This window comes from Streptomyces sp. NPDC033178, assembly GCF_055577685.1.
In genome coordinates this window covers 551,236-577,284 of sequence record NZ_JBVIPT010000002.1, presented here as the reverse complement: position 1 = coordinate 577,284, position 26,049 = coordinate 551,236, and the positions used below count along the sequence as shown (strand labels likewise).

Sequence of the window (26,049 nt, the reverse complement as noted above, 5' to 3'; positions counted from 1 at the left end):
CGCACTTCGCACCCCCTGCCTCTTCGTCCCCCCCCCCCCCAGAGCACCACCCCCCCCCCCCCCGTTCCCCCCCCCCCCCCCCCCCCCCCCCCCCCCCCCCCCCCGGCAGGCTCCGGCGGCGGGCCCACCACCACCGGCTCCTGCGACGGGCGGGCCGGGCCCACCATGGTCGTCCCGCACCGGACCTACCATGGCCAGTTCGACACCGGACGCACCACGGCCAGTTCGGCACCGGACGCACCACGGCCAGTTCGGCGGTGGCCCACCGCGGTCGGCTCCGGCGCCGGCCCCACCAAGCTCGGACCGCCAACAACGCCCCGTCAGCCCGCCTTGGCCTCTCCCCCGCCGTACAGCACCCGCCGCAGCGACTCGTACGTCACCCCGTGGTCGGCCAGGACCTCGGCGGGGACGCCGGGGCGGGCGGCGAGGGCGAGGAGGAGGTGCTCGTCGCCGATGTACCGGTCCCGCTGGGCGAGAGCCATCCGCAGGGACTCCGTAAGAAGATCCTTGGCCCCCTGCGCGAAGGGGCGATGCCCGCCGACAAGCCCGGACCACCAACCCCTGCCCCGCCCGGTACCCGTCCCGCCGCCGGCCCGCAGCGCGCCCTCGCCATGGGCTTCTTCGACCCGGGAGACGATCTCCGAGACGTCGATGCCCAGCCCGGAGAGCGCGTCCGCGTCGGCGCGGGAGAGCCCGCCGCGACGCCGCGCATCGGCCAGTGCCTGCTCGACGGACTCCTTGCGCTCCGCGAGCCCCAGTGACATGAGGGCGAACGACGCGCGGCTGGCCTCTCGGTCGAGGAGCGCCAGCAGTACGTGCTGCTCCTCGACCCTCTCCGCGTGCAGCCGCCCGGCGTGCTCGACCGCGCCGAGCACCACCGCCCGGGCGTCCTTGGTGAACCGTTCGAACATCACTGCCTCCCGTACTTCTTGTGCACGGCCTGCCTGCTGACACCCAGTTCCGCGGCGATCTCCTGCCACGACCAACCCTGATTGCGCGCACTGCGCACCTGAACCGCTTCGAGCTGTTCCAGCAGCCGCCGCAACGCGGAGACGGCCCGCAGCCCGATCCGTGGATCGCGGTCGCCCGCACGCTCGGCGAGATCCGTTGCTTCGGTCATGATGTCAACTTAGGTTGACACACCCTCGGGTGTCAACCCTAGTTGACACCCAAGGATGTGCAGGACCCGCACCAAGGCCAGGAACGGCATCAGGGGGTGTTCAGAACGACCTTGCCGAAGAGCTCGCCGGACTCCATCCGCTCGAAGCCCTCGCGGGCCCGGTCCAGCGGAAGGACCTCGTCGATGACGGGCCGGACGCCGGTGGCGGCACAGAAGGACAGCAGGTCCTCCAGCTCGTCCTTCGTGCCCATGGTGGAGCCGACGACCTTGAGTTCGAGGAAGAAGATGCGGGTCAGTTCGGCGTGCGAGGGGCGGTCGCCGCTGGTGGCACCCGAGATGACCAGGGTGCCGCCGGGCTTCAGGGACTTGACCGAGTGGGACCAGGTGGCGGCGCCCACCGTCTCGATGACGGCGTCCACGCGCTGCGGCAGCCGCGCCCCGGACTCCACGGCCTCCACGGCGCCCAGTTCGAGTGCCCGCTTGCGCTTGGCCTCGTCGCGGCTGGTCGCGAAGACGCGCAGCCCCGCCGCCTTCCCGAGCGCGATCGCGGCGGTGGCGACACCACCTCCGGCGCCCTGCACGAGAACCGAGTCACCGGGGCGTACACCGGCGTTGGTGAAGAGCATGCGGTACGCCGTCAGCCACGCGGTGGGCAGACAGGCCGCCTCTTCGAAGGAGAGCTCCTTGGGCTTGGGCAGGACGTTCCACGCAGGCACGGAGACCTGCTCGGCGAAGGTGCCCTGGTACCGCTCGGTGAGGATGGAGCGCGGCTCCTTGGGGCCGACCCCGTGTCCCGTCTGCCCGATGACGGAGTGCAGTACGACCTCGTTGCCGTCCTCGTCGACGCCGGCGGCATCGCATCCGAGGATCATCGGCAGCTTGTCCTCGGCGAGCCCCACGCCACGCAGCGACCAGAGGTCGTGGTGGTTCAGGGAGGCGGCCCTGACGTTCACGGTCGTCCAGCCGTCCCGAGCCTCGGGAGCGGGCCGCTCCCCCAACTCAAGGCCGTTCAAGGGCTGGTCCCGGTCAATACGAGCAGCGTAGGCAGCGAACATGCCCTCGACCCTAGGCTCCACCGGCCTCCCGACGGAACCACGTCCCCCTGTGACGCGTGTCCCGCCGGGTGGGCGGGTTTCGGCCGAATGTGTGGATGCGGTTCGGTGAGGGCTGAGCGCGCAGTTCCCCGCACCCCTGAAAGAGGGGCTGCGCCCCCGGCTTCTGTGTCTTCGGGGGCGCGGGGAACTGCGCGACCAGCCCCACCGAACCGGCACTCACCCACCCAGCCGAACCCTAAAGTAAAAAATCTCCACGCACAAAAAATCCGGGCCCCGCCCACCAGGACGGGACCCGAACCGCACAGCCGGACAAACAGACCTACCGCCGAGCCACGCCCTCAGCCCGAGCCGCCGCGGCAACCGCCGCGGTGACAGCGGGAGCGACCCGCTCGTCGAACGGCGACGGAATCACGTAGTCCGCGGCAAGGTCGTCCCCGACGACAGAAGCCAACGCCTCCGCAGCGGCGATCTTCATCCCCTCGGTGATCCGAGAGGCCCGCACCTGAAGCGCCCCCGCGAAGATCCCGGGGAACGCCAGCACGTTGTTGATCTGGTTCGGGTAGTCCGACCGCCCGGTGGCGACGACCGCCGCGTACTTGTGGGCGACATCGGGATGCACCTCGGGATTCGGGTTCGCCATGGCGAAGACGAACGCACCCTCGGCCATGGACGCCACGGCCGGCTCCGGCACCGTACCGCCGGAAACGCCGATGAAGACGTCGGCCCCGGCGAGCGCGGACTCCAGCGAGCCCGACAGCCCCGCCTTGTTGGTCATGGCGGCCAGTTCCCGCTTGACCGGCGTCAGGTCGTCCCGGTCCGTCGACACGATGCCCTTGCGGTCGGCGACCGCGACATCCCCGAGCCCCGCCTCAAGCAGGAACTTGGCGATGGCGACCCCGGCCGCACCCGCGCCCGAGATGACGGCCCGCAGCTGCCCCAGGCTCCGTCCGGTCAGCCGCGCGGCGTTCCGCAGGGCCGCCAGCGTGACGACGGCCGTGCCGTGCTGGTCGTCGTGGAAGACCGGAATGTCGAGCCGCTCCTGCAGCTGCCGCTCGATCTCGAAGCACCGGGGTGCCGAGATGTCCTCCAGGTTCACGCCGCCGAAGGACGGCGCGAGCCGCACCACGGTCTCGACGATCTCGTCGACACCGGTGCAGTCGAGCGCGATCGGCACGGCGTCGACCCCGCCGAACTGCTTGAACAGGATCGCTTTGCCCTCCATCACGGGGAGGGAGGCCTCGGGCCCGATGTCACCGAGCCCGAGCACGGCGGTGCCGTCGGTCACGACGGCGACCACGGACGACTTCCACGTGTAGTCGTGGACGAGCTCCGGCTGCTCCGCGATGGCCATGCAGACCTTCGCGACGCCGGGCGTGTACGCCAGGGACAGGTCGTCCTTGTCACGGACGGGCACCGTGGCCTGCACGGCCATCTTGCCGCCGCGGTGCAGCGCGAATGCCGGGTCGAAGGAATCGAGGGGCTCGGCCCCGCCTTCCTGATCCGTACTGCTGTCGCTGCGAGGATTGACGATCTCCGCTGCCACTTTGTTTTACCCCTTAAGTCTTAATGGTTGAGGGTCTCCGCTCCGGGTGAGGAGCAGGCGGGCACCGCGTATATCCCAGATGACGGTTACGTACGTGTACGTACGGGTCATACGCGACGGGCGCGCCGCACACGCGCCCTGAGCCCCGGATGAGGGGTGTAAGGAACCTTCTTACCCGACGGACCGCATCGCAGACGAGTCCATAACGCGAAGGTCACACGTCGACGGCGGAAGGTCACATACCGGAGGACGGCGAGCCGGACGCCGGCCGATTACCGGCCGGATACCGGAGAGTGAAGGTCACATACCGGTGACATGACTCATGGTCGAATGTGGCGAACGCGCCCATTTCGCGAACAAGCCACCGATGCGCCCCAAAGCGCCGCATATGCGGAGAAGCGGTCGCCCGTTTCGCCCAGTACGCCGAAGATCTTCCGGCTGTGACGGGGGGTTTTCCGCACAAGATCCGGCTTCGACGGACCGGCTCGGTCCGGTTCGGGGGTCACCCGTTATCCGATTTTGACATGGCGGGCACCCTGAAGGCGCGAGTCCGAATGGCAAGATGCCGTAATCACACGAGGTCGCGACACCCGAAGGTGTGTGTTCTCGTCGACCCATCGGCTACTGCCGACCCATCGGCAACTCCACCCACCCGCCGGAGGAACCCACCATGACCGCAAGCTCCACCCGTCGTACGACCGCCGCGCAGTCCCGGATAGCCGCGGTCGGTGCGATCGCGGTCGCAGGCGCCCTGCTGCTGACCGGCTGCGGTGACCAGACCAAGGACAAGGACAGCGGCAGCTCGGAGACCGCTGACTCCAGCGCCGCCCCGCTCGCCGACCAGCTGCCCGCGGCCATCCGCGACAAGGGCGTCATCAAGGTCGGCTCGGACATCGCGTACGCACCCGTCGAGTTCAAGGACGACTCCGGCAAGACCGTGGGCATCGACCCCGACCTCGCCGACGCCATGGGCAAGCAGCTCGGCGTGAAGTTCGAGTTCGAGAACGGCACGTTCGACACCCTGCTCACCGGCCTGCGCTCCAAGCGGTACGACATCGCGATGTCGGCGATGACGGACACCAAGGACCGCCAGGAGGGCATCGACGCCGACACCGGCAAGAAGGTCGGCGAGGGCGTCGACTTCCTCGACTACTTCACCGCGGGCGTCTCGATCTACACCAAGCAGGGTGACGACCAGGGCATCAAGACCTGGGACGACCTCTGCGGCAAGAAGATCGTGGTGCAGCGCAACACCGTCTCGAACGACCTGGCCAAGGCCCAGGCCAAGAAGTGCCCGGCCGGCAAGAAGCTCTCCATCGAGGCCTTCGACAACGACCAGCAGGCCCAGACCCGGCTGCGCGCCGGCGGCGCCGACGCCGGTTCCTCGGACTTCCCCGTCGCGGCGTACGCGGCGAAGACCTCCGGTGGCGGCAAGGACTTCGAGGTCGTCGGCGAGCAGGTCGAGGCCGCTCCGTACGGCATCGCGATCGCCAAGTCGAACACCGAGCTGCGGGACGCCCTGAAGGCCGCGCTCGACGCGATCATCAAGAACGGCGAGTACGACAAGATCATCGCGAAGTGGGGCGTCGAGGCCGGCGCCGTCAAGGAAGCCACCCTCAACGGCGGCAAGTGACCGCGTTCCCAGCGGCACTGAAAGGCAACATCCGTGACTGTTGACATCGACAAGACGGCCGGCCCCCAGGACACTCCCCCGGGCGGACCGGAGGCCATCAAGGCCATTCCGGTCCGTCACTACGGGCGGTACGTCTCGGCCGTCATCGCGATCGCGATCTTCGTCTCGATCATCTACGCGTTCGCCCAGGGCAAGATCAACTGGGGCGCCGTACCGGACTACTTCCTCGACGACCGGATCCTCAAGGGCGTCGGCCAGACGATGCTCCTCACCGTCCTCTCGATGGTGATCGGCATCGCGGGCGGCATCCTCCTCGCGGTGATGCGCCTGTCGAGGAACCCGGTGACCTCGTCGATCGCGTGGTTCTACATCTGGTTCTTCCGCGGCACCCCGGTCCTGGTGCAGCTCGTCGTCTGGTTCAACCTGGGCCTGGTCTTCGAGTACATCAACCTCGGTCCGATCTACAAGGACTACTGGTCGAGCTTCATGACGCCGCTGCTGACGGCGCTCCTGGGACTCGGCCTGAACGAGGCCGCGTACATGGCGGAGATCTGCCGCGCGGGTCTCCTGTCGGTCGACGAGGGCCAGACCGAGGCCTCGCACGCCCTGGGCATGAGCCACAGCAAGACCCTGCGGCGGATCGTGATCCCGCAGGCCATGCGCGTGATCGTGCCCCCCACGGGCAACGAGGTCATCAACATGCTGAAGACGACCTCGCTGGTGTCGGTGGTCCAGTTCGCCGAACTGTTCCGGTACGCCCAGGACATCGGTCAGTCCTCGGGCGCACCGGTGGAGATGTACTTCCTGGCCGCCGCCTGGTACCTGGTCCTGACCTCGGTGCTCAGCGTCGGGCAGTACTACATCGAGCGGTACTACGCCCGCGGTTCGAGCCGTTCGCTCCCGGCCACACCGTTCCAGAAGATCAAGGCGAACATGCTGTCACTGTCCAACCGCTCGGGGGGAGGGGCCAACGCATGAGCACCGACATGACGAAGAGCGCGACCGCGGCGGGCTCCGGTGCGCCCATGGTGAAGGCCGAAGGCGTCCACAAGTCGTTCGGCCCCGTCGAGGTCCTCAAGGGCATCGACCTTGAGGTGAAGCCCAGCGAGGTCTTCTGCCTCATCGGTCCCTCCGGCTCCGGCAAGTCGACGTTCCTGCGGTGCATCAACCACCTGGAGAAGGTCAACGCCGGGCGCCTGTACGTGGACGGGGAGCTGGTCGGCTACCGCCAGAAGGGCGACAAGCTGTACGAGCTCAAGGACAGCGAGGTCGCGCTGAAGCGGCGGGACATCGGCATGGTGTTCCAGCGCTTCAACCTGTTCCCGCACATGACGGCGACGGAGAACGTCATGGAGGCGCCGATCCAGGTCAAGGGCGTGAGCAAGGCGCAGGCGCGGGAGCGTGCGGCGCAGCTCCTGGAGCGGGTCGGTCTCGCCGACAAGGCGGGCAACTACCCCTCGCAGCTCTCCGGTGGCCAGCAGCAGCGGGTCGCCATCGCCCGGGCCCTCGCCATGGACCCGAAGCTGATGCTGTTCGACGAGCCGACCTCGGCCCTCGACCCGGAGCTCGTCGGCGACGTCCTCGACGTCATGCGCGACCTCGCCGAGTCCGGAATGACGATGATCGTCGTCACCCACGAGATGGGCTTCGCCCGTGAGGTCGGCGACTCGCTGGTCTTCATGGACGAGGGCGTGGTGGTCGAGTCCGGCAACCCACGCGACGTGCTGACGAACCCCCAGCAGGAACGGACGCAGTCGTTCCTGTCGAAGGTGCTTTAGCCTCCGGCGGTTCGGCAGGCGTTCGAAGGGGCGGTACGGATCATCCGTACCGCCCCTTCGCGTGCCGCGGTCGTGTGGCCGACGCCAGGCCGGTTTGACGCCTGCGGGCCGGTGGAGGCCAGTCGCGCAGTTCCCCGCGCCCCTGAACTGCGGGGCTGCGCCCCGACTTTTCAGCCCGTCCGGCGCTCGCCTTCAGCCCGTCCGGCGTTTGAGGACGAGGCCGTTCAGGCCGATGCGGGGGTCTGGGGGCGGAGCCCCCAGGGATGGGACGGGTAGGGGCGGCGGGGGCGAGGAAATGGCGCTACTTGAGGGCCAGGACCAATGCGTCCGACGGGGCGCGCCAGACCGCACGCGCCTCCGCGAAGCCCTTTTCGCGCAGCACGCGCGCGTGCCACTCGACGGACGGCGTATCACCCTCCGCATGCTCGCCGTAGATCTCGAAGCGACGAACCGTGGGCTCGGCGAGGACGGGATCCTGGCCGGCGAGCTGCCACCAGTCGGCCCAGTCGAGGACACCGGCGGCCTTGGCCTCGTCCATACGGGCATGCCGCTGGGCGCGATCCGCCGCATTGATCCGCGGAGTCGTCTCGTCGATCATGTGGTCCGCGTTCATGAACACCCCACCGTCACGGACGAGTTCCGCGACGCGACCGTAGAGGACCGCGAGGGGTTCCCTGTGCAGCCAGTGGAGAGCGGTGGCCGTGAGGACGGCGTCGTACGAGTCGTACGGCAGCTTCGACGGCCAGTCGGGGTCCTTGAGGTCGGCCGTGACGAAGGTGACCCGGTCGTCGCCCTCGAAGGTGCCCCGGGCGATGGTCAAGAGCGCGGGGTCGAGGTCGACGCCGGTGCTGACGGCCTTCGGGAACCTTTCGAAGAGGCGGGCCGTGATACTTCCCGTACCGCACGCGAGGTCCAGGACGCGCGGCTCGGGACCCACGAGGGCCTCGACCATGTCGAGCATGACCCGGAAGCGCTCCTCGCGGTCCGGCATGTACCACTCCTGCTGCCGGTCCCAGCTCTCCTGCCAGGCAGCCCAGTCGGCTCCGATGTCGGTCGTCATGGATACCCCTCTCCCCTCCAGCATGTAATACCCTGGAAGTGCAATTAGCCATTACCTGTCCGCACCACGACGATAGAGTGCCTCCGTAAGGACTACAAGTGGAACTGGCCTATTACTCGGATTACGCCGTACGACTCGTCAACAGCGAGGAACCGGCCCGGGGCAAGGACGCGCTCACCTCGGTCGAGGCCGTCCGCGACCTCTTCGGCGGCAACTCGTCGGCGGCCCGCCGCGCCACGGACGCTGACGTGACGCGCTTCCGCGGCGTACGGGCCCGGCTGCGCGCGGTCTTCGAGGCGGCCGACGGCGGTGACGAGACCCTCGCCGTGGACCTGTTGAACTCACTGCTCCTGGAGTTCCCGGTGAGCCCGCAGATCTCCGGCCACGACTTCCGGGACGACGACGGCCGCCCGCTGTGGCACATGCACCTGGCGGACCACCCGTCGAACGCGACCGCGGGGTACGCCGCGACCGCCGCGATGGGCCTGGCCTTCCACCTCACCGAGTACGGTGTGGACCGCCTGGGCCTGTGCGAGGCAGCGCCGTGCCGCAACGCCTACCTCGACACCTCGACGAACCGCTCCCGGCGCTACTGCTCGGACCGCTGCGCGACCCGGGCGAACGTCGCCGCCTACCGGGCCCGCAAACGCCTGGAGGCGGACCGGTCGGAGAGCACCGGCCTGGCGGCCGACAGCACCCAGCGCGCGACCGCGAACGGCGAGCGCTGACCCTTCTTCCGCGGCCGGTACCGGAACCGGACCTTCCCGAGGACGAGCTCCTCGGGCACGGTCCCGTAGTCGGTACTGTCCCCACCCGCGTACGCGTTGTCGCCGAGCACCCACCAGCCTCCCTCGCGCCGCTCGGCCGCGCGCTTGACGACCAGCAGGTCCTGCTGGAACGGATGACGCAGTACGACCACGTCACCGGGCCTGATCCGGGCCCCGTACTGCACGACGAGGAGGTCCCCGTGCTGCAGTGTGGGCACCATGGACGGCCCCGTCACCTCGGCCGTACCGAAGGGCAGGACGGCCCTTCCACGCTCGGTCTCCTGCGACAGCTCCGGCATCACCGGCACCTCCCCGGTCCTATCCTCCACGAGTCCCAGTCTCACCCTGGACTTTTGTCCTAAGCCCATGGGGGCACTCGCGAAAACCAGTCCCTCACGGAGTAATGTCCCACCTGAGAAGACGATCACGAGGAAGGACAGCTCAATGCTCTCCCGCCTGTTTGCCCCCAAGGTCAAGGTCAGCGCACACTGCGACCTGCCCTGCGGTGTGTACGACCCGGCCCAGGCCCGCATCGAGGCGGAGTCGGTGAAGGCCGTGCAGGAGAAGATGGCCGCCAACGACGACCCGCACTTCCAGGCTCGCGCCACCGTCATCAAGGAGCAGCGCGCCGAGCTCGCCAAGCACCACGTCTCGGTGCTCTGGAGCGACTACTTCAAGCCCCCGCACTTCGAGAAGTACCCGGAGCTGCACCAGCTGGTCAACGACGCCCTCAAGGCCCTCTCGGCCGCCAAGGGTTCGACCGACCCGGCCACGGGCCAGAAGGCGCTGGACTACATCGCCCAGATCGACAAGATCTTCTGGGAGACCAAGAAGGCGTGACCCAACGCCTTCCGTTTTCGCGGTGGAGGGGCCCGGCCAGCACCTTGGCCGGGCCCCTTCCTCGTTGCTCTGTCGGTGGGCCGTGGCATGCTGAGGGGCATGAACACGGAAGATCTGGTCCGGCTGCGCAAGGCACGCGACCGGATGGACCGTGAGTATGCCGAGCCGCTGGACGTGCCCGCGCTCGCGCGTACGGCGCTGATGTCGGCGGGCCACTTCCAGCGCAGCTTCCGGGCGGCCTTCGGCGAGACCCCGTACAGCTATCTCATGACGCGCCGCATCGAGCGCGCGAAGGCGCTGCTGCGGCGCGGGGATCTGACGGTGACGGAGGTCTGTATCGCGGTCGGGTGTACGTCACTGGGGTCGTTCAGCTCCCGCTTCACCGAGCTGGTGGGCGAGTCGCCGAGCGCGTACCGGGCCCGCCCGCACAACGCGGGGGCGGCGATCCCGGCCTGCGTGGCGAAGATGTACACAAGGCCCACACGCGTCCGGGCGTCCGAGCCCCCGTCCTGAGGGCCGGAGTGCCCTGCCGGCCGGGGCGTCCTGGGAGCCGGGGCCTCTGCGCGCCGGGGCGTCCTGAAGGCAGCGGCGGGCTTCAGGTCGCCAGGCGGGCCGCGCGTGCCCGGAGGTAGCGCTGTTCCGGGCGGCTGAGGGTCTTGGCGGCGGCCGACTCGTAGGCGGTGCGGGCGGCCTCGGTGTCGCCGGCCCGTTCCAGGAGGTGGGCGCGGACCGCGTCGAGGCGATGGCCCGTCGACAGCTCCCCTTCCAGGGAGGCGAGTTCGGTGAGACCGGCCTCGGGGCCGTGGACCATCGCGACGGCCACCGTGCGGTTGAGGCGTTCCATGGGGCCGGGGACCATGCCGACGAGGATGTCGTAGAGGCCGAGGATCTCTCGCCAGTCGGTGTCGTCGGGCGAGGCCGCCTCGTCGTGGACGGCGGCGATCGCGGCCCTCAACTGGTAGGGGCCCAACTGCGGTTGGACCAGCGCCTGCGTCACGAGGGCCACACCCTCGTCGATCGCCGTCTTGTCCCACAGCGCGCGGTCCTGCTCGTCGAGCGGCACCAGCTCGCCCTGCGGCCCGGTGCGCGCGGCACGGCGGGCGTCGGTGAGGAGCATGAGCGCCAGCAGACCCGCCACCTCGCAGTGGCCGGGCAGCAGCGCGTGCACCGTACGGGTCAACCGGATGGCCTCGCCCGCGAGTTCGGCCCGCTGGAGCGCAGCACCGGACGTGGCCGTGTACCCCTCGTTGAAGATGAGGTACAGGACGTGCAGGACCGCCGGCAGCCGCTCCTCCCAGTTCTCGGGGCGGCCGAAGCCGGTGCCCTTCACCTTCTGCTTGGCCCGGCTGATCCGCTGCGCCATGCTCGCCTCGGGCATCAGATGCGCACGGGCGATCTCGGCCGTCGTCAGACCGCCGACCGCCCGCAGCGTGAGCGCGATCCGCGCGGGCTGGGTCAGATCGGGGTGGCAGCAGAGAAAGAGCAGGGTGAGGGTGTCGTCCTCGGACGGCGCACGGTCGGCGCCGGGCGGCGGCGCCGTGAACGCGTCGCGCGGGGTGAGCGCCGCCGCCCGCTCCTCGCGCAGCCGACGCGCCTCCTCACTCCGCAGCACGTCCGTGAGCCGCCGCGAGGCGACCTTGATCAGCCAGCCGCGCGGATTCTCGGGCACCCCGGCCTCGGGCCACTGCCCGGCCGCCGCGAGGAGCGCTTCCTGTACGGCGTCCTCGGCGGCGTCGAAGTGTCCGTACCGGCGCACGAGCGCGCCGAGGACCTGCGGCGCGTGGCGGCGCAGCAGGTCCTCGACCTCGGTCGTACGTCCCGACGGGCGTCTCGGGGGACGGCTCACACGTCCCCGCTGCCGTCGGGGATCGGGCGGATGACCAACGGGTACTGCTTGGTGCCCTCGGGGACGGGGCATTCGAGCACCCGGGCAGCGATCTCCGTGACCCGTTCCAGGCTGGCGCAGTCCAGGACCCAGTACCCGGCGAGCACTTCCTTCGTCTCGCTGTACGGCCCGTCGGTGATCACGGGCTTCCCGTCCGGGCCCCGCTCGACGAACCGGGCCTTCGCGGGCTCCGACAGACCGTTGGCGTCGACGATCTCCCCGGTCTCGGCGAGGTCGTTGTTGAGCGCGCCCATGTGCGCGTACATGGTCTGAATGTCCTGCTCGGTCCAGACGGGCCCGTCGGCGGAGCCCTTGCCGCTCTGCGCCTCGTAGTCGGCCTGCGTGCCCTGGATCATCACGAGGTACTTCATGAGTCCGCTCCTTCGGTTCGGGCCGCCCGCACCGGGCGGCTCTCACAGGGGACGTCGGAGCCGGGCCGCGGTTCTCTACAAGAGCGCGAAAAAAACCTTCCCGCGTTTTCTCGCGGGCCGCCGCACTCAGGAATCCCGCTCCACGGACGGCTGGTCCGCAGGTGTCTGACCAGCGGCCACCTGGGGTGCCTCGGGCGGCCCGGGCTCGCTCGCCAGGACGCGCTCGGGCTCCGCCTCGGCCCTCTCGGCCTCCCCCTCCTCGTGCTCCGCGCACTGGGGGTTCCGGCAGGGGCCTGCGCCCCACAGGGGCACGAAGACCCCGAGGGTCTTGTGCCGACGCACGACCGTGTCCACGGCCTGCTTGCAGACCGGACAGACATACTCATCGCTGGTCATGTCCCCAGGGTATTGCGGGAGGGCGCGCCCCGACAGGCGGGCGACGAACCCAACCCGGAATCAGCGCTTCCTGCTGTACGTCCGCACGACCGCTCCGTTCTTGAACGTGCGCAACTCGCCGAGCGTGAACTCGCCGATGGCGAACCCGGAGCCGAACATCGGCATGCCGGAGCCGAGCACGATCGGGTACGTCTTGACGATGAGCTCGTCGATCTCGTCGACCAGCTCGCCCGCGATCCGCGAGCCGCCGCACAGGTAGATACCGAGGTCGCCGTCCTCCGCCTTGAGCTCGCGGACCTTGCCGACCAGGTCGTCGGAGATGATCTCGACGTGCGGGTCGGGCGACTCCTTCAGGCTGCGCGAGGCGACGTACTCCCGCATATGGGCGTACGGGCTGGTGACGCCGAGCTCCAGCGCCAGGTCGTAGCTGGCGCGGCCTTGGATGATCGTGTCGTACTTCTTGTTCGCCAGGTGGTCCGTGCCCGTCGCCCGACGGCCGTGGGTCGGCAGCGTCTCCGGGTATTCGGTCCTGAGGAAGTCGAAGAACTCCTCGTCGACCATCTCCATCATCATCTGTGCGTCGCCGCTCGGGTCGCCGATGAAGCCGTCGATCGAGCAGGCGATGAAATACGTGAGCTTTCGCAAGCCGGTCTCTTTCCGTAGGATGCGTGAACCACTCCATTCATAGTGCTTCACCTGTAGTGGTTGCAAGGGGATTTCCGAGGATCTCCCGTACGGGACTCAAGTAGGAGAGGGGATTCCGCATGGCGAGCAATCCGGAGCGCAGGGCCGCCCTGGTAGACGCCGGTGTGGAGGTGCTGGCGCGCGAGGGGGCACGCGGGCTGACGTTCCGCGCGGTGGACGGTGAGGCCGGGGTGCCGGTGGGCACGGCCTCGAACTACTTCGGCGGCCGCGACGACCTGCTCCGCCAGATCGACGCCCGCCTCCACGAACGCCTCGCCCCGGACCCCGAGGTCCTGGCCGAACTCATGAAGGCCCCCAAGGACCGCGCCCTGGTCACGGCGTTCATGCACGACCTCATGGCCCGCGCCCAACGGGACCGCACGGGCTATCTGGCCCTGCTGGAGATGCGCCTGGAGGCCACCCGCCGCCCCGAACTCCGCGCCTCCTACACGAAGACGATCCGCGCCGACCTCGAATTCGGCATGGAGTTCCACCGCGGGGCGGGCCTCCCCGGCGGCGACGAGACGGTCACGGTGCTGTATCTCGCCATGCTCGGCCTGATCCTGGAACACCTGACCCTGCCGGGCGTCCTGGAGGACGTACTGCCGGGAGTGACCGTCCCGGACGGTCTGGTCGAACGGATCGTCGCGACGATCGTGCCGGACGGGGGCGACCAGGGCCTGTCCGACGGCTGAGCTGACGGGGCGCCCCGTCAGGGGCGCGGGGAACTGCGCGGCCGGCCCCCACCGGCCCGCGGACTACGAACCGGCTTCCCCGCCAAGCGATTCGCTCAGCGGTTCACGCCACATGGGCCACATCGGCGGCCCGTCCGGAAGCTCGAGCGCGCTCCCCGTGAATTCGAAGCCGAGCCGCTCATAGAGCCCCCGGCTGCGCGCACTGCTCGCCTCCAGATACGCGGCCACACCTTCACCGTCACACCGGTCCAGCACGTGCTGGACAAGCGCCGACCCGAGCCCCTCCCCCTGCCGGCCCGGCGCGACGGCGATCATCCACAGGTACTCGTGGGCCTGCCCCTCCGGGTGGATCCCGGCGGTCAACCGGCCTATCAGCTCGACCCGTTCGTTCTCGGGATCGACGTCCTCGCGCAGTTGGGCAGGCCCGTCCTCGTCGTCCTCCTCGGCGGGCCCCGCGGGCATCGAAAGCCACAGCGCGCAGGCCGAACCGTCCTCCGTGACGTCCACGTACCCCTCGGCGAGCACGCCGTCGACGAAGGCCCCCATCAGCAGCGGATGCTTCCGCCGCCGGTGTTCCGCGTCGGGAAAGATCCAGCTGCTCACCGGGTCGTTCTGAAAGGCCTCGTCGAGCAGCCGTGTCACGGCCTCCCGATCGTCCTCGCCCGCTCTTCGGATCGCCACGCCCATAGCCCGCCCCTTTGGCTCAACTGCCCATGCCCACTCGGCCGTTGCAGCCTAGCGATCACTCCGGCAGAAGGCGACGGGCCCCGCACACCGTGGGGATGCGCGGGGCCCGCCGGAACCGGAACCCCTCCACCTCACCGCGTTGTCAGGCACCGCGCGGCGAAGAAGGCCCCGGAGTCTCGTACCCATTACGGCCGACGAACGCCGTACCGCTCAGGGTGGAGTGACAGAAGTGAAGTAAGGATGGAAGCGAGTTGGAGACGGTCGGTGTGGAGGCGGGCCGGACTGGAAGTGGGCCGAGCTGGGAATGCCCCCCTGTCCCCCGTCCCTCCTCTGCCCCCGCCCCCGCCCCGACGCCGTACGGCTTCGGCTGCCGCGTCCCCGCGGGCACCGCACGGCATCGGCCACCTGATCTCTACATATGCGCCGCCCTTCGATCACCCTTCACTTGTCGCACCCGCCTCAATCACCTCACCCGCCGCTCCCATCGCTCCGCCACTCCCGTCGCTCCCATCAGCGGCCCCAACTCACACGCTCCGCCGTGTCACGAACTCCGCCAGTGACAGAAGCCCTCCCGCCGCCTCCGGATCGGGGACGGCCCGGGACAGGTGCTGCAGGGACCTGGCCATCCGGTCGGCGGCCTGGACCTGGGCCCAGTCACGCCCGCCCGCCCGCTCGACGGCGAGGACCGTACGCTCCAGATCGCCGTCGCGGTACGGAACCCGGTACAGCTCGGCCAGTTCGGCCGCGGCCGGTGTGCCGGAGGTGAGCGCGGCGACCACGGGGAGGGATTTCTTGCGGGCCATCAGGTCCGCCCCGGCCGGCTTGCCGGTGCGGCTCGGGTCCCCCCAGATGCCGATCACGTCGTCGATGAGCTGGAAGGCGAGTCCGGCCTCCCGCCCGAACGCGTCGAGGGCATCGACGTCCTCCTCTCCGGCCCCCGCGTACAACGCCCCGAGCGCGCACGCGCAGCCGAGCAGCGCGCCCGTCTTGGCCTCGGCCATGGCGAGCACCTCGTCGAGCGTGACGTCGTCGGGACCGCGACGCTCCAGTGCGGTGTCCGTGTGCTGGCCCGCGCACAGTTCGACGACACAGCTCGCGAGCCGCGCGGCCGCCGCCGAGGACGCCGGATGCGGATCCTCGGCGAGCAACTGGTGGGCCAGCGCCTGCAGGGAGTCCCCGGCGAGGACCGCGTCGGCGTCCCCGAACACCGCCCACGCGGTGGGCCGGTGCCTGCGGGTGGTGTCCCGGTCCATCACGTCGTCGTGCAGCAGGGTGAAGTTGTGCACCAGCTCCACCGCGGCGGCCGCCCATAGGGCCGTCTCCTGCTGTCCGCCGAGTGCCCGGACCGCGGCCAGCACGAGCGCGGGCCGGATCGCCTTGCCCGAGTTCCCCGCCGCCGGGCTGCCGTCCGCGTGCTCCCACCCGAAGTGGTAGAGCGCGATCCGGCGCAACGGGCCGGGCAACGACTCGACGGCCCGGCGCAGTTCGGGGTCGACCGACGCCCGGGACCGCTCCAGGATCCCGGCGGCCTCCTGCCCGTCGGGCGAACCCCGCCGCCCGCCAGGCACGCCACCCGGCACCGGTTCGCCCCGCGCTTCCGGTCCTTCCACGGCCGGCAACGGGCTCTGCTGCGTCTCCGTCATGAGCTCACCCATGGATCCGCCTCACGGAGTGCGCGGACGGTGGCGGTTCCGCCGGCGACGGGCGCGTACCCCTTCGGTCCGCCCGCACCGGCGGTCGGGGACACGGCGCGCGCCGTACGGGACGTCACCTCCAGCGGCCGATCTCGACGTTCTCCAGGACCCCGAGCGCGTCGGGCACCAGGACCGCGGCCGAGTAGTACGTCGTCACGAGGTACGACATGATCGCCTGCTCGCTGATGCCCATGAACCGCACGGACAGGCTCGGCTCGATCTCGTCCGGGATGCCGGCCTGCTGGAGCCCGATGACACCCTGGTCGGCCTCGCCCGTACGCATGGCGATGATCGAGGTCGTACGGGCCTCGGTGACCGGGATCTTGTTGCACGGGAACATCGGCACACCGCGCCAGGTGGGAATGCGGTTGCCGCCCATGTCGATGGTCTCCGGGACGAGCCCCCGCTTGTTGAGCTCCCGGCCGAACGCGGAGATCGCGCGCGGGTGGGCGAGCAGCAGCCTGGTGCCACGCCGCCTGGTGAGCAGTTCGTCCAGGTCGTCCGGGCTGGGTACGCCGTCGTGCGGCTGCAGCCGCTGGTCGTACTCGCAGTTGTTGAGCAGCCCGAACTCCCGGTTGTTGATGAGCTCGTGCTCCTGGCGCTCCTTCAACGCCTCGACCGTGAGCCGCAACTGCTGCTCGGTCTGGTTCATCGGCTGGTTGTAGAGGTCGGCCACGCGCGTGTGGATGCGCAACACGGTCTGGGCGACGCTCAGTTCGTACTCGCGCGGTGCCGCGTCGTAGTCGACGTACGTCCCCGGGATGGCCGGCTCTCCGGTGTGGCCGGCGGCGAGGTCGATCTCCTTCTCGCCGTAGTTGTTGGCGCGCTGCGTGGGAATCGCGCGCAGCTGTTGGAGGTGCTCGCGCAGGGACTCGGAGCGCTCGGCGATCTGGTCGAGGTCCTGGCGGGGCAGCGCGAGGACCGTGCAGGCCGTGACCGCGCGGGCCGTGTACTCCCAGATGGCCTCCGGGTCGGTGATCGCCTGCTCGCCGAAGTAGGCGCCGTCGGCCAGGACGCCGAGAACCGCGTCGTCCCCGTACGGACCTGTGCCGATCTTCTCGACCTTGCCGTGGGCGAGCAGGAAGACCTCGTCGGCCTGGCTGCCGAAGGAGGCGAGGACGTCGCCCGGGTCGAACTCCCGCTGCTGGCAGCGCTGCGCGAGCTCGGCGAGCACCTCCGGGTCCTCGTAGGTGCGCAGTGCCGGCAGTTCGCCGAGCTCCGCGGGGATGACCTGGACGCGGTCACCCGTCTTCACGAACGTCACGCGACCGTCGCCCACCGAATAGCTGAGCCTGCGGTTCACGCGGTATGTGCCGCCCTGCACGTTCACCCACGGCAGCATGCGCAGCAGCCATCGTGAGCTGATCTCCTGCATCTGTGGTGCGGACTTGGTGGTGGTGGCCAGGTTCCGCGCCGCGGATGTGCCGAGACTCTTCTGCGGCTGATCCTGGTCCGCGCGGATCTCTTCGCCTACCGACATGAAATTGCCCTCCCCATCGTGCAATGAGCTGCGCAGAGAACACTTCCATCACGGACCGTGCCGGTGCTATTACACGAAAGAGCGGGAATGGATCTTCGAAAGCCGGGCATAACGGAGGACCCCCGCCCGGGCCGACAGTCCCTGGCGACCGGCCGGCCCGGCGACGTGGATCTTCCCGAACGGGAACTTCAAGATCGGGCCGCCCGTTGAACCGGCAAAACGGACGAACGACGAGACGAACGACGAGGAGACGGCAATGGCAGGCTTCCTGGACCGCGCCAAGGAACAAGCACAGCGCGGCCTCACGCAGGGCAAGCAGAAGCTCGATGACGTCCAGGCCCAGCGGGCGGGCGGCGATCTTCTGAAGAACCTGGGTGCGGCCTACCTCGCGGAGCGGCGCGGCAGCGGCTCTCCGCAGGCCACGCAGGAGGCTCTCCAGGCCGTGGAGAGCCACATCGCGACGCACGGGGACGGCTTTCTGCGCGCCTGAGGTCCGCCCGTACCGCTGACCGGATCGGCTCGCACGCCGTGCGAAGAAGTGGTCCCGACCGGGGAGATCCGGGTACAAGCTGCGGTACGAGACGGCCGCGCCGGGTGGCCGTCGCGGCCTGTAAGGAGGCGGTCATGGCCCCACCCATGTCCGCGGGCAGCTTTCTGAGCCGGCTCAAGGCGGAAGGGCTCACCGTCGTCGAGGTCGGCGACTGGGAGCATCACAACCGCAATCACAAGGGTCCGTGGGGTCCGGTCCACGGCGTGATGATCCACCACACGGTGACATCGGGAAGTCAGCGCACGGTCGAGATCTGCCGTGACGGCTACAGCGGCCTGCCCGGCCCGCTGTGCCACGGTGTCATCACCAAGGACGGCAGAGTCCACCTCGTCGGCTACGGCCGCTCGAACCACGCGGGCCTGGGCGACGACGACGTCCTGCGCGCGGTCATCGCGGAGAAGGCCCTCCCGCCGGACAACGAGGCGAACACCGACGGCAACCGCCACTTCTACGGCTTCGAGTGCGAGAACCTCGGCGACGGCGAGGACCCCTGGCCCGAAGCCCAGCTCGACGCCATCGAGCGCGCCGCGGCAGCGGTCTGCCGCCACCACGGCTGGACGGCACGCTCGGTCATCGGCCACCTCGAATGGCAGCCGGGCAAGATCGACCCTCGCGGCTTCACGATGGCGGCCATGCGGGATCGCATCCACGAACGACTGAAGTAGCGCTCTCGTGGCGGGCCCGTGCCGCCGCGCCCGTGCCCCGCTCGGACGCGTGTCCGACAATGGGCGGGTGATCAGCCCCGAGACCCCCGAAGCGCTCGGTCCGGGCGCCCTGCGGCCCCGGCTGCCGTCCCCGGTGCGGGAGGCCGTGGACGAGCGGTTCGCCCGGCGCGGTGTACGGCTGCTGCTCAAGCGGGACGATCTGATCCACCCGGAGCTGGTCGGCAACAAGTGGCGCAAGCTGGCCCCGAACCTGCGCGCGGCGGCGGGCCGCACGGTCCTCACCTTCGGCGGCGCGTACTCGAACCATCTGCGGGCCACCGCCGCCGCGGGCCGCCTCCTGGGCCTGCCCACCGTCGGCGTGGTCCGCGGCCAGGAGCTCGCCGACCGCCCGCTCAACCCGTCCCTGGCCCAGTGCGCGGCCGACGGCATGCGGTTCCACTTCGTCGACAGATCGACGTACCGCCGCAAGAGCGAGCCGAAGACGCTGGCCGCCCTCCTCCGCGCGTGCGCCGCCAAGGACGCGTACGTGATCCCGGAGGGCGGCAGCAACTCCCTTGCCGTTCAGGGCTGCCGGGCCCTCGGCGAGGAGCTGCGCGACCACGGCGGTATCGACGTGGCCGCGGTCGCCTGCGGCACGGGCGGCACCTTCGCGGGCCTGGCCGCCGGCCTCGGCCCGGGCGGGCGCGCCCTCGGCATACCCGTCCTCAAGGGCGGCTTCCTCGACGCGGAGATACGTACGCTCCAGGCCGAGGCCTTCGGCGGCCCGCGCGGTGACTGGTCGCTCGACGACCGCTTCCACTTCGGCGGTTACGCCCGCACACCACCCGAACTCGAAGCGTTCGCCGCCGACTTCGAGCAGCGCCACGAGCTGCCCGTGGAGCGTCTCTATGTCGCCAAGTTGCTGTACGGACTTGTCGCCCTCACCGAGGAAGGCGCGTTCCCGCGCGGGACGACGATCGCGGCCGTCGTCACCGGCAGCCCCCACCCCCGGGCCGCCGACCAGGTCTAGGCCGTCCAGGCCCTACGCCGCCTCGCGGAACGCCGCCGCCTCCTCCAGGTCCAGGCGTCGCAGCAGCGTCCGGAGCATCTCGTCGTCGATGTAGCGGCCGTCCCGGAGTCTCACGAACATCTCCCGCTCGGCGGCGATCATTTCGCGCGACAGCCGCCGGTACGTGTCATCGGCGGTCTCCCCGGTCACGGGGTTCACCGTGCCGAGCCGCTCCCACACGGCGTTGCGGCGACGCTCCAGGACCGAGCGGAGCCGGTCGGCGAGCGGCGGTGGCAGCGTGTTGCGCTCGTCGTCGAGGAGTTCGTCCAGGCGGCGCTCCGCGGTCCGGGACGCCTGCGCCTGGGCGTTCGCCTCCGCGAGCGTCTCGGCCTGCCGGTCCCGCTCGGGCAGCTTCAGCGCACGGACCAGCGGGGGCAGTGTCAGCCCCTGCACGACCAGCGTGCCGATCACCGTCGTGAAGGTCAGGAAGAGGATCAGGTTGCGGCCCGGGAAGTCCTCCCCGCCCTCCGCGGTGAGCGGGATCGAGAAGGCGATGGCGAGCGAGACCACGCCTCTCATCCCGGCCCAGCTGATGATGAAGGGCGCCTTCCAGGTGGGGTTGTCCTCCCGTTCCCGGATCCGCTTGGACAGGATGCGCGGCAGGAAGGTCGCGGGATACACCCACACGAAGCGGGACACTACGACGACCAGGAAGACGGCCACCGCGTACCAGACGGCACTCACTCCCTCGTACTCGTCGAGGCCCTTGAGGACGATCGGGAGCTGCAGGCCGATCAGCGCGAAGACCGCCGACTCCAGGATGAAAGCGACCATCTTCCACACCGCCTCCTCCTGGAGGCGGGTCGCGAAGTCGACCTCCCAGTTGCGGTGCCCCAGGTAGAGCGCGACGACGACCACGGCGAGCACTCCGGAGGCGTGCACCTGCTCGGCGACCGCGTACGCGAAGAACGGGATCAGCAGCGACAGGGAGTTCTGGAGCAGCGCCTCCTTCAGGTGCGTACGCAGCCAGTGGAGCGGCACCATCAGGACGACTCCGATCCCGACACCGCCGATCGCCGCGAGCAGGAACTCGCCGATGCCGCCCGCCCAGGTCGCGCCCTCGCCGACGGCGGCGGCGATCGCCACTCTGTAGGCGGTGATCGCGGTCGCGTCGTTCACCAGGGACTCGCCCTGCAGAATCGTGGTGACCCTGGAGGGCAGCCCGACCCGGCGCGCCACCGCCGTGGCCGCCACCGCGTCCGGCGGCGCCACGACCGCCCCGAGCACCAGCGCCGCCGTCAGCGACAGGTCCGGCACGATCATGTAGGCGGCCCAGCCGACGACAAGCGTCGCGAAGAGCACGTACCCGACCGACAGCAGCGCGACCGGCCTGAGTTGCGCCCGCAGATCGAGGTACGAGCTGTCCGTGGCCGCCGTGTAGAGCAGCGGGGGCAGCACGAGCGGGAGCACCACGTCGGGGTCGAGGGTGTACTCAGGGACCCCGGGCAGGTACGAGACGAGCAGACCCGCGGTGACCAGCAGCAGCGGCGCGGGCACCGGGGTGCGGCGGGCCGCGCCGGCGATCACGGCGCTGCCCGCGACCAGCAGGAGGAGGGGCATCACATGCATCAGCTTCGGCCCACCTTCGTTTCGGCGCGGATTCCCGCACGCCCGACGTAATCTGGCAATCATGAAACAGTGCACGCACGCCGACGCGCTGCCGCATCCAGAACCCGAGCCGCTGAGCGAGACCTGCCTGGAGTGTCTGGCGGCCGGCTCGCACCCCGTGCAGTTGCGACTGTGTCTCATCTGCGGATACGTGGGCTGCTGCGACTCGTCGCCGCTGCGGCACGCGACGGAGCACTTCAAGAAGACGGGACACCCGATCATGCGCACGTTCGAGCCCGGAGAGAACTGGCGCTGGTGCTTCGTCGACCACGTACTCGTGTGACGAGGGATCCGGACGGTTCGACCCTCTGACCGTTGGGTACGTCAACCCGGCGCGCGCTCTTCCCAATTGGGCCCGCAGACCCCTAGCCACTGTGCGTATCCATAGGTTTACTATGAGTGACAGCAAGGGGTTGGGGTCCCGGGGACAGGAAACCTGAGAGCGCGATAGCGTCACCGCTGAACCACGTTGCGCGTTACCCCGGGGGGCGACCCTCGGCCCCCGAAAGAGCTTGTACCACCTTGGAGGTGAGGGTGTCCCAGATCGCAGGCGAGCCCGCGACCCAGGACTTCGTGGAAGTCCGGCTGCCGGCTGCGGGTGCCTACCTGTCGGTGCTGCGCACGGCCACAGCCGGCCTCGCGGCGCGTTTGGACTTCACCCTCGACGAGATCGAGGACTTGCGCATCGCCGTGGACGAGGCATGCGCGATCCTGTTGCAACAGGCGGTGCCGGGCTCCGTGCTCAGCTGTGTCTTCCGCCTGATCGACGACTCGCTCGAGGTGACCGTCTCGGCCCCGACCACCGATGGCCATGCCCCCGCGCGGGACACCTTCGCCTGGACCGTGCTGTCGGCCCTCGCCGGCAAGGTGTCCTCCTCGGTGGCCGACGACAAAACCGTTTCGATCAGCCTCTACAAACAGCGCGGCGCGGGACCCGGGCCGGCGTGAGGAACGGGGACGGGCCGGTGCGGGACGAAGAGCGCGGCACACGGGAACTTCCCGGCAAGGGCGAGGACGGCCCGACCGGGCCTCGGCGTCTGGCGGAAGGTGTCGACGGCATCCCCGAGCAGCAGGCCCGGCCGCATCCGGAGGACGACGCCTCCTCGGCGGCCGAAGCACCTCAGCGGGAAGAGCCGGTCGACAAGGACGGGCGGGAGGCGCTCTCCGACAGTGACGGGCGACAGGATCCAGACGTTGCCGCGCAGTGGGAGTCCCCCCGGACGGAGTCTGGGGGAACGTCCTCGGAAGGGCGGCGGCGGGTGACGGGCGGGATCATGAGCGAGCAGCACGAGCACGAACGAAATGCCGACAGCGGCGCGTCGGGTACGCAGCACGACCCCCACGACCGCAGTGGGGCGCGGGCCAGGTTCATCGAGCTGCGCAAGCTGGACCCCAGCAGCCCGGAGTACGCGGAGCTGCGCAACCGGCTGGTCCGGATGCATCTGCCGCTCGTGGAGCACCTCGCGCGCCGTTTCCGCAACCGCGGTGAGCCGCTGGACGACCTCACGCAGGTCGCGACCATCGGTCTGATCAAGTCGGTGGACCGTTTCGACCCGGAGCGCGGCGTCGAGTTCTCGACGTACGCGACTCCGACGGTGGTCGGCGAGATCAAGCGGCACTTCCGCGACAAGGGCTGGGCGGTGCGTGTGCCGCGTCGGCTGCAGGAGTTGCGGCTGGCTCTCACCACGGCGACCGCGGAGCTCTCGCAGCGGCACGGCCGCTCGCCCACGGTCCATGAGCTGGCCGAGAAGTTGGGCATCTCGGAGGAGGAGGTCCTGGAGGGCCTGGAGTCGGCCAACGCGTACTCCACGCTGTCCCTGGACGTCCCCGACACGGACGACGAGTCCCCGGCGGTCGCGGACACCCTGGGCGCGTACGACGAGGCCCTGGAGGGCGTCGAGTACCGCGAGTCCCTCAAGCCTCTCCTTGAGGACCTCCCGCCGCGCGAGAAGCGGATCCTGCTCCTTCGCTTCTTCGCCAACATGACCCAGTCCCAGATCGCCCAGGAGGTGGGCATCTCCCAGATGCACGTCTCCCGCCTGCTGGCCCGCACCCTGGCCCAGCTGCGGGAGAAGCTCCTGGTGGAGGAGTAACAGGCCGCGCCCCTGAGGCAGGGGCGCGGGCACTCAAGCGTTTCGGCAGCGCGGACAGCAGCGCTTCCCCAGAGGCAGGGGTGCGCATCGCTTTTAAGGGGCGCGGGGAACCGCGCGATCAGCCACAGCGGGCCCGCACACTCAGTACGCCTCAGCACACCCCGGCAGTACGCCCTCAGCGCACCCGGGTCACCAGCACACCCCGCGCTACTTCGGCTCCCGTACCCCACCGGGCCCGGTGATCCCCAGGGCCCTGGTCGTCTCCGGATTCACGATGAGCACCAGCGCCGCAACAGCCACCACCGCCAGGGCGATCCCCCCGGGAATGGCGAGACTGTCGGCCTGAAGCAGGTTGTACGCGACGGGCAGCGCCATGATCTGCGTGATGATCGCCGGCCCCCGGCTCCACCCGCGCCGCAGCAACAGCCCGCGCGCGGCCAGCAGCGGAAGCAGCGCGAGCACGATCAGCGTCACGCCTCCCGTGACGGCCTGGCTGCGGTCGTCCGGGTGCCCCGTGAGACCCCTCACAAGCATGTAGCCGCCGCCGACCACAAGAGCGAGCCCCTCCAGTGCGGCGAGCGCCGCCGCGACGGTCAGCCGCGTGGGACGGGGTTCGGCGTCGGAGGTGTCCGGGGTCGATTTCTGCTCAGAACTCACCCCTGAAGAGTAGCCCTCGCCCCGTACCCGCCAACGGCCCCGGGGCACCCCGGGGAACCGGCCGTGTGCTCCCCCTCACACCTGATCCTCACCTCGGTATGGGCCGAGTACCACGCGGTAGGTACGCTGCATCGCATGCGTGCACTTCTCGTGGTCAATCCGGCAGCAACCACCACAAGCGCACGCACGCGTGACGTCTTGATCCACGCGTTGGCGAGCGAGATGAAGCTCGAAGCGGTCACCACCGAGTACCGCGGGCACGCCAGGGACCTCGGCCGGCAGGCCGCGGAGAGCAAGGACATAGAACTGGTCGTGGCCCTCGGCGGCGACGGCACGGTCAACGAGGTCGTGAACGGTCTGCTGCACGGTGGCCCCGACCCCGACCGGCTGCCCGGCCTCGCCGTCGTCCCCGGCGGCTCCACGAATGTCTTCGCGCGCGCCCTCGGCCTGCCGAACGAGCCCGTGGAGGCCACCGGCGCCCTCCTCGACGCGTTGCGCGAGGGGCGGCAGCGCACGGTCGGCCTCGGCCTCGCCGCGGGCACCCCGGGCAGTGAGGACGAAGGCGTCCCAGCCCGCTGGTTCACCTTCAACGCCGGCCTCGGCTTCGACGCCGGCGTGGTCGGCCGCGTCGAACAGCACCGCGAGCGCGGCAAGCGTTCCACGCACTCCCTCTACCTGCGCCAGGCGATGCGCCAGTTCTTCGGGGAGACCCACCGCCGCCACGGCACGATCACACTGGAGCGGCCGGACGCGGACCCGGTGACCGATTTGGTGCTGTCGATAGTCTGCAACACCTCTCCGTGGACGTATCTGGGCAATCGCCCGGTGTACGCGTCACCTAAGGCCTCGTTCGATACCGGGCTCGACGTACTCGGTCTCAGCCGCATGTCGACGACCGCGGTTGCCCGGTATGGCACCCAGTTGCTCACTTCGTCCCCCGAGCGCGGACCCCATGGGAAGCATGCGGTGTCCCTGCACGACCTGACCGACTTCACCTTGCATTCGAAGGTCCCACTCCCCCTCCAGATGGACGGCGACCACCTCGGACTGCGTACGAGCGTGACGTTCACAGGCGTTCGTCGTGCACTGCGTGTGATTGTGTGAGCGGAACGGGCTAAAGTCCTTCCACTCGAACGTTTAGGCCAGGATCCACCCCATGGAAGTACGGCTGTGACCTAGTCGACACCGAGGAATCAAAAAAAACTTTCCGGTAGGGGTTGTATCCGCCGCTGAGGTTTGCGAGTCTCTTTGTGGCGCTCGGGACGGGCCGCAACATCGCCCCCACAGAGCGCCGGAACCCCTCCTCAATTCACAGGACCACACCAGTCCGTCTGGTAGTCGGCCCTTCACTTGTTGAGGGATTCGTGAAAGCGTTCACATTCACAAGCAACGTGCATGTAATACCAAGGAGAGGTAGCAGCCATGGACTGGCGTCACAACGCCGTTTGCCGCGAGGAAGACCCCGAGCTCTTCTTCCCCATCGGCAACACCGGTCCTGCGCTGCTGCAGATCGAGGAAGCCAAGGCCGTCTGCCGTCGCTGCCCCGTCATGGAGCAGTGCCTGCAGTGGGCGCTCGAGTCCGGCCAGGACTCCGGCGTCTGGGGTGGTCTCAGCGAGGACGAGCGCCGCGCCATGAAGCGCCGCGCCGCCCGCAACCGGGCCCGCCAGGCATCCGCCTGACAACCCACCCCACACGGCCCTGAGCTTGGCGGCGCGTACAGCGAGTACGCTTCTCCCGCC

At 69.7% G+C, this 26,049-nt stretch carries 30 protein-coding genes and 1 pseudogene; 15 read left to right on the top strand and 16 right to left on the bottom strand.

Going from position 1 to position 26,049, the window contains the following annotated elements; all coding sequences use genetic code 11:
- Positions 1-320: 320 nt before the first annotated feature.
- The 4 genes from ACZ5VQ_RS06500 to ACZ5VQ_RS06485 form a co-directional block, all read right to left on the bottom strand.
- On the bottom strand, positions 321-911 hold the full coding sequence (locus tag ACZ5VQ_RS06500; protein ID WP_469103921.1) for a Clp protease N-terminal domain-containing protein: 591 nt from the start codon (positions 909-911) through the stop codon (positions 321-323).
- Positions 911-1,120 carry a helix-turn-helix domain-containing protein gene (locus ACZ5VQ_RS06495; protein ID WP_010984411.1) on the bottom strand — a complete coding sequence of 70 codons (210 nt, stop codon included), beginning with the start codon at positions 1,118-1,120 and terminating at the stop codon, positions 911-913. Before ACZ5VQ_RS06495 ends, ACZ5VQ_RS06500 begins: the two co-directional genes overlap by 1 nt.
- An 89-nt stretch (positions 1,121-1,209) precedes the next feature.
- Positions 1,210-2,175: a zinc-binding dehydrogenase gene (locus ACZ5VQ_RS06490; RefSeq protein WP_362086417.1), complete on the bottom strand. Its 966-nt coding sequence runs from the start codon at positions 2,173-2,175 to the stop codon at positions 1,210-1,212.
- A gap of 319 nt (positions 2,176-2,494) precedes the next feature.
- Positions 2,495-3,718 carry an NAD(P)-dependent malic enzyme gene (locus ACZ5VQ_RS06485; RefSeq protein ID WP_469103920.1) on the bottom strand — a complete coding sequence of 408 codons (1,224 nt, stop codon included), beginning with the start codon at positions 3,716-3,718 and terminating at the stop codon, positions 2,495-2,497.
- 670 nt (positions 3,719-4,388) lie between these two features.
- On the opposite strand from ACZ5VQ_RS06485, the gene ACZ5VQ_RS06480 reads away from it, so the two are divergent.
- The 3 genes from ACZ5VQ_RS06480 to ACZ5VQ_RS06470 are packed head-to-tail and all read left to right on the top strand — an operon-like array spanning position 4,389 to position 7,129.
- Positions 4,389-5,351 carry an ABC transporter substrate-binding protein gene (locus tag ACZ5VQ_RS06480; protein ID WP_398888232.1) on the top strand — a complete coding sequence of 321 codons (963 nt, stop codon included), beginning with the start codon at positions 4,389-4,391 and terminating at the stop codon, positions 5,349-5,351.
- Between the two features lie 33 nt (positions 5,352-5,384).
- On the top strand, positions 5,385-6,329 hold the full coding sequence (locus ACZ5VQ_RS06475) for an amino acid ABC transporter permease (protein WP_359719496.1): 945 nt from the start codon (positions 5,385-5,387) through the stop codon (positions 6,327-6,329).
- Between the two features lie 47 nt (positions 6,330-6,376).
- A complete protein-coding gene (locus ACZ5VQ_RS06470) occupies positions 6,377-7,129 on the top strand; it encodes an amino acid ABC transporter ATP-binding protein (protein WP_200401519.1) in 753 nt (250 codons plus the stop codon).
- A gap of 172 nt (positions 7,130-7,301) precedes the next feature.
- Here the strand turns inward: ACZ5VQ_RS06470 and ACZ5VQ_RS06465 are convergent.
- Both ACZ5VQ_RS06465 and ACZ5VQ_RS06460 read right to left on the bottom strand, forming a co-directional pair.
- A pseudogene (locus tag ACZ5VQ_RS06465) lies at positions 7,302-7,447 on the bottom strand (cobyrinate a,c-diamide synthase); the annotation flags it as partial.
- Complete coding sequence (locus ACZ5VQ_RS06460) at positions 7,431-8,189, bottom strand: class I SAM-dependent methyltransferase (RefSeq protein WP_469103919.1); 759 nt, start codon at positions 8,187-8,189, stop codon at positions 7,431-7,433. The gene ACZ5VQ_RS06460 and the pseudogene ACZ5VQ_RS06465, both read right to left, overlap by 17 nt.
- A 98-nt stretch (positions 8,190-8,287) precedes the next feature.
- On the opposite strand from ACZ5VQ_RS06460, the gene ACZ5VQ_RS06455 reads away from it, so the two are divergent.
- Positions 8,288-8,917, top strand: coding sequence for a CGNR zinc finger domain-containing protein (locus tag ACZ5VQ_RS06455; protein WP_055618041.1), 630 nt, complete (start codon positions 8,288-8,290; stop codon positions 8,915-8,917).
- On the opposite strand, the gene sodX is transcribed toward ACZ5VQ_RS06455, so the two are convergent.
- Positions 8,821-9,255, bottom strand: coding sequence for a nickel-type superoxide dismutase maturation protease (gene sodX, locus ACZ5VQ_RS06450; RefSeq protein WP_362087334.1), 435 nt, complete (start codon positions 9,253-9,255; stop codon positions 8,821-8,823). The two genes, ACZ5VQ_RS06455 and sodX, sit on opposite strands and share 97 nt — an antisense overlap.
- A gap of 145 nt (positions 9,256-9,400) precedes the next feature.
- On the opposite strand from sodX, the gene sodN reads away from it, so the two are divergent.
- Together sodN and ACZ5VQ_RS06440 are read left to right on the top strand one after the other, a co-directional pair.
- Positions 9,401-9,796 (top strand): superoxide dismutase, Ni, encoded by a 396-nt coding sequence (gene sodN / locus ACZ5VQ_RS06445; RefSeq protein WP_007491258.1) that lies wholly within the window; start codon positions 9,401-9,403, stop codon positions 9,794-9,796.
- 99 nt (positions 9,797-9,895) lie between these two features.
- Positions 9,896-10,309: a helix-turn-helix transcriptional regulator gene (locus tag ACZ5VQ_RS06440; protein ID WP_469103918.1), complete on the top strand. Its 414-nt coding sequence runs from the start codon at positions 9,896-9,898 to the stop codon at positions 10,307-10,309.
- Between the two features lie 82 nt (positions 10,310-10,391).
- Here the strand turns inward: ACZ5VQ_RS06440 and ACZ5VQ_RS06435 are convergent, their stop codons facing one another.
- From ACZ5VQ_RS06435 to ACZ5VQ_RS06420, 4 genes are all read right to left on the bottom strand, one after another.
- The gene (locus tag ACZ5VQ_RS06435) at positions 10,392-11,642 is read right to left on the bottom strand and encodes an RNA polymerase sigma factor (protein WP_469103917.1); all 1,251 of its coding nucleotides are present in this window, start codon (positions 11,640-11,642) and stop codon (positions 10,392-10,394) included.
- Positions 11,639-12,052 carry a YciI family protein gene (locus tag ACZ5VQ_RS06430; protein WP_469103916.1) on the bottom strand — a complete coding sequence of 138 codons (414 nt, stop codon included), beginning with the start codon at positions 12,050-12,052 and terminating at the stop codon, positions 11,639-11,641. Before ACZ5VQ_RS06430 ends, ACZ5VQ_RS06435 begins: the two co-directional genes overlap by 4 nt.
- 126 nt (positions 12,053-12,178) lie before the next feature.
- Positions 12,179-12,448, bottom strand: coding sequence for a hypothetical protein (locus ACZ5VQ_RS06425; RefSeq protein ID WP_469103915.1), 270 nt, complete (start codon positions 12,446-12,448; stop codon positions 12,179-12,181).
- A gap of 60 nt (positions 12,449-12,508) precedes the next feature.
- Positions 12,509-13,093: a dihydrofolate reductase family protein gene (locus ACZ5VQ_RS06420; RefSeq protein ID WP_469103914.1), complete on the bottom strand. Its 585-nt coding sequence runs from the start codon at positions 13,091-13,093 to the stop codon at positions 12,509-12,511.
- Between the two features lie 119 nt (positions 13,094-13,212).
- Here ACZ5VQ_RS06420 and ACZ5VQ_RS06415 point away from each other — a divergent pair, with 119 nt between their 5' ends.
- Positions 13,213-13,827: a TetR/AcrR family transcriptional regulator gene (locus ACZ5VQ_RS06415; protein WP_469103913.1), complete on the top strand. Its 615-nt coding sequence runs from the start codon at positions 13,213-13,215 to the stop codon at positions 13,825-13,827.
- 63 nt (positions 13,828-13,890) lie between these two features.
- On the opposite strand, the gene ACZ5VQ_RS06410 is transcribed toward ACZ5VQ_RS06415, so the two are convergent.
- From ACZ5VQ_RS06410 to ACZ5VQ_RS06400, 3 genes are all read right to left on the bottom strand, one after another.
- Positions 13,891-14,514: a GNAT family N-acetyltransferase gene (locus ACZ5VQ_RS06410; RefSeq protein ID WP_469103912.1), complete on the bottom strand. Its 624-nt coding sequence runs from the start codon at positions 14,512-14,514 to the stop codon at positions 13,891-13,893.
- Positions 14,515-15,038: 524 nt separating this feature from the next.
- Positions 15,039-16,169 carry a family 2 encapsulin nanocompartment cargo protein polyprenyl transferase gene (locus tag ACZ5VQ_RS06405; protein WP_469103911.1) on the bottom strand — a complete coding sequence of 377 codons (1,131 nt, stop codon included), beginning with the start codon at positions 16,167-16,169 and terminating at the stop codon, positions 15,039-15,041.
- 112 nt (positions 16,170-16,281) lie between these two features.
- The gene (locus ACZ5VQ_RS06400; protein WP_362087306.1) at positions 16,282-17,688 is read right to left on the bottom strand and encodes a family 2B encapsulin nanocompartment shell protein; all 1,407 of its coding nucleotides are present in this window, start codon (positions 17,686-17,688) and stop codon (positions 16,282-16,284) included.
- A 256-nt stretch (positions 17,689-17,944) separates the two neighbouring features.
- On the opposite strand from ACZ5VQ_RS06400, the gene ACZ5VQ_RS06395 reads away from it, so the two are divergent.
- From ACZ5VQ_RS06395 to ACZ5VQ_RS06385, 3 genes are all read left to right on the top strand, one after another.
- On the top strand, positions 17,945-18,178 hold the full coding sequence (locus tag ACZ5VQ_RS06395; protein ID WP_362087303.1) for a hypothetical protein: 234 nt from the start codon (positions 17,945-17,947) through the stop codon (positions 18,176-18,178).
- A gap of 134 nt (positions 18,179-18,312) precedes the next feature.
- Positions 18,313-18,903: an N-acetylmuramoyl-L-alanine amidase gene (locus tag ACZ5VQ_RS06390; RefSeq protein WP_186001135.1), complete on the top strand. Its 591-nt coding sequence runs from the start codon at positions 18,313-18,315 to the stop codon at positions 18,901-18,903.
- Between the two features lie 49 nt (positions 18,904-18,952).
- Entirely contained in the window at positions 18,953-19,912 is a 960-nt protein-coding gene (locus ACZ5VQ_RS06385) for a 1-aminocyclopropane-1-carboxylate deaminase/D-cysteine desulfhydrase (protein ID WP_469103910.1), read from the top strand.
- 12 nt (positions 19,913-19,924) lie between these two features.
- Here ACZ5VQ_RS06385 and ACZ5VQ_RS06380 read toward each other — a convergent pair whose 3' ends face one another.
- Positions 19,925-21,520 (bottom strand): Na+/H+ antiporter, encoded by a 1,596-nt coding sequence (locus ACZ5VQ_RS06380; protein ID WP_469103909.1) that lies wholly within the window; start codon positions 21,518-21,520, stop codon positions 19,925-19,927.
- Between the two features lie 61 nt (positions 21,521-21,581).
- Here ACZ5VQ_RS06380 and ACZ5VQ_RS06375 point away from each other — a divergent pair, with 61 nt between their 5' ends.
- From ACZ5VQ_RS06375 to ACZ5VQ_RS06365, 3 genes are all read left to right on the top strand, one after another.
- A complete protein-coding gene (locus ACZ5VQ_RS06375) occupies positions 21,582-21,842 on the top strand; it encodes a UBP-type zinc finger domain-containing protein (protein WP_469103908.1) in 261 nt (86 codons plus the stop codon).
- A gap of 251 nt (positions 21,843-22,093) precedes the next feature.
- A complete protein-coding gene (locus tag ACZ5VQ_RS06370) occupies positions 22,094-22,507 on the top strand; it encodes an ATP-binding protein (RefSeq protein WP_055512819.1) in 414 nt (137 codons plus the stop codon).
- A 17-nt stretch (positions 22,508-22,524) separates the two neighbouring features.
- Positions 22,525-23,652 (top strand): RNA polymerase sigma factor SigF, encoded by a 1,128-nt coding sequence (locus ACZ5VQ_RS06365; RefSeq protein ID WP_469103907.1) that lies wholly within the window; start codon positions 22,525-22,527, stop codon positions 23,650-23,652.
- Positions 23,653-23,859: 207 nt separating this feature from the next.
- Here ACZ5VQ_RS06365 and ACZ5VQ_RS06360 read toward each other — a convergent pair whose 3' ends face one another.
- On the bottom strand, positions 23,860-24,309 hold the full coding sequence (locus tag ACZ5VQ_RS06360; protein WP_469103906.1) for a hypothetical protein: 450 nt from the start codon (positions 24,307-24,309) through the stop codon (positions 23,860-23,862).
- A gap of 135 nt (positions 24,310-24,444) precedes the next feature.
- Between ACZ5VQ_RS06360 and ACZ5VQ_RS06355 the strand changes: the two genes are divergently transcribed.
- Both ACZ5VQ_RS06355 and ACZ5VQ_RS06350 read left to right on the top strand, forming a co-directional pair.
- The gene (locus ACZ5VQ_RS06355; RefSeq protein ID WP_200395928.1) at positions 24,445-25,413 is read left to right on the top strand and encodes a diacylglycerol/lipid kinase family protein; all 969 of its coding nucleotides are present in this window, start codon (positions 24,445-24,447) and stop codon (positions 25,411-25,413) included.
- A gap of 318 nt (positions 25,414-25,731) precedes the next feature.
- The gene (locus ACZ5VQ_RS06350) at positions 25,732-25,989 is read left to right on the top strand and encodes a WhiB family transcriptional regulator (protein ID WP_016639615.1); all 258 of its coding nucleotides are present in this window, start codon (positions 25,732-25,734) and stop codon (positions 25,987-25,989) included.
- Positions 25,990-26,049 lie beyond the last annotated feature (60 nt).

Bases quoted from the DNA above. Each gene is read 5' to 3' on its own strand.
- ACZ5VQ_RS06500 (WP_469103921.1), bottom strand. From the start codon at position 911: ATGTTCGAACGGTTCACCAAGGACGCCCGGGCGGTGGTGCTCGGCGCG.
- ACZ5VQ_RS06495 (WP_010984411.1), bottom strand. From the start codon at position 1,120: ATGACCGAAGCAACGGATCTCGCCGAGCGTGCGGGCGACCGCGATCCA.
- ACZ5VQ_RS06490 (WP_362086417.1), bottom strand. From the start codon at position 2,175: ATGTTCGCTGCCTACGCTGCTCGTATTGACCGGGACCAGCCCTTGAAC.
- ACZ5VQ_RS06480 (WP_398888232.1), top strand. From the start codon at position 4,389: ATGACCGCAAGCTCCACCCGTCGTACGACCGCCGCGCAGTCCCGGATA.
- ACZ5VQ_RS06470 (WP_200401519.1), top strand. From the start codon at position 6,377: ATGGTGAAGGCCGAAGGCGTCCACAAGTCGTTCGGCCCCGTCGAGGTC.
- ACZ5VQ_RS06460 (WP_469103919.1), bottom strand. From the start codon at position 8,189: ATGACGACCGACATCGGAGCCGACTGGGCTGCCTGGCAGGAGAGCTGG.
- sodX (WP_362087334.1), bottom strand. From the start codon at position 9,255: ATGCCGGAGCTGTCGCAGGAGACCGAGCGTGGAAGGGCCGTCCTGCCC.
- sodN (WP_007491258.1), top strand. From the start codon at position 9,401: ATGCTCTCCCGCCTGTTTGCCCCCAAGGTCAAGGTCAGCGCACACTGC.
- ACZ5VQ_RS06440 (WP_469103918.1), top strand. From the start codon at position 9,896: ATGAACACGGAAGATCTGGTCCGGCTGCGCAAGGCACGCGACCGGATG.
- ACZ5VQ_RS06430 (WP_469103916.1), bottom strand. From the start codon at position 12,052: ATGAAGTACCTCGTGATGATCCAGGGCACGCAGGCCGACTACGAGGCG.
- ACZ5VQ_RS06425 (WP_469103915.1), bottom strand. From the start codon at position 12,448: ATGACCAGCGATGAGTATGTCTGTCCGGTCTGCAAGCAGGCCGTGGAC.
- ACZ5VQ_RS06415 (WP_469103913.1), top strand. From the start codon at position 13,213: ATGGCGAGCAATCCGGAGCGCAGGGCCGCCCTGGTAGACGCCGGTGTG.
- ACZ5VQ_RS06410 (WP_469103912.1), bottom strand. From the start codon at position 14,514: ATGGGCGTGGCGATCCGAAGAGCGGGCGAGGACGATCGGGAGGCCGTG.
- ACZ5VQ_RS06405 (WP_469103911.1), bottom strand. From the start codon at position 16,169: ATGGGTGAGCTCATGACGGAGACGCAGCAGAGCCCGTTGCCGGCCGTG.
- ACZ5VQ_RS06400 (WP_362087306.1), bottom strand. From the start codon at position 17,688: ATGTCGGTAGGCGAAGAGATCCGCGCGGACCAGGATCAGCCGCAGAAG.
- ACZ5VQ_RS06395 (WP_362087303.1), top strand. From the start codon at position 17,945: ATGGCAGGCTTCCTGGACCGCGCCAAGGAACAAGCACAGCGCGGCCTC.
- ACZ5VQ_RS06390 (WP_186001135.1), top strand. From the start codon at position 18,313: ATGGCCCCACCCATGTCCGCGGGCAGCTTTCTGAGCCGGCTCAAGGCG.
- ACZ5VQ_RS06380 (WP_469103909.1), bottom strand. From the start codon at position 21,520: ATGCATGTGATGCCCCTCCTCCTGCTGGTCGCGGGCAGCGCCGTGATC.
- ACZ5VQ_RS06375 (WP_469103908.1), top strand. From the start codon at position 21,582: ATGAAACAGTGCACGCACGCCGACGCGCTGCCGCATCCAGAACCCGAG.
- ACZ5VQ_RS06355 (WP_200395928.1), top strand. From the start codon at position 24,445: ATGCGTGCACTTCTCGTGGTCAATCCGGCAGCAACCACCACAAGCGCA.
- ACZ5VQ_RS06350 (WP_016639615.1), top strand. From the start codon at position 25,732: ATGGACTGGCGTCACAACGCCGTTTGCCGCGAGGAAGACCCCGAGCTC.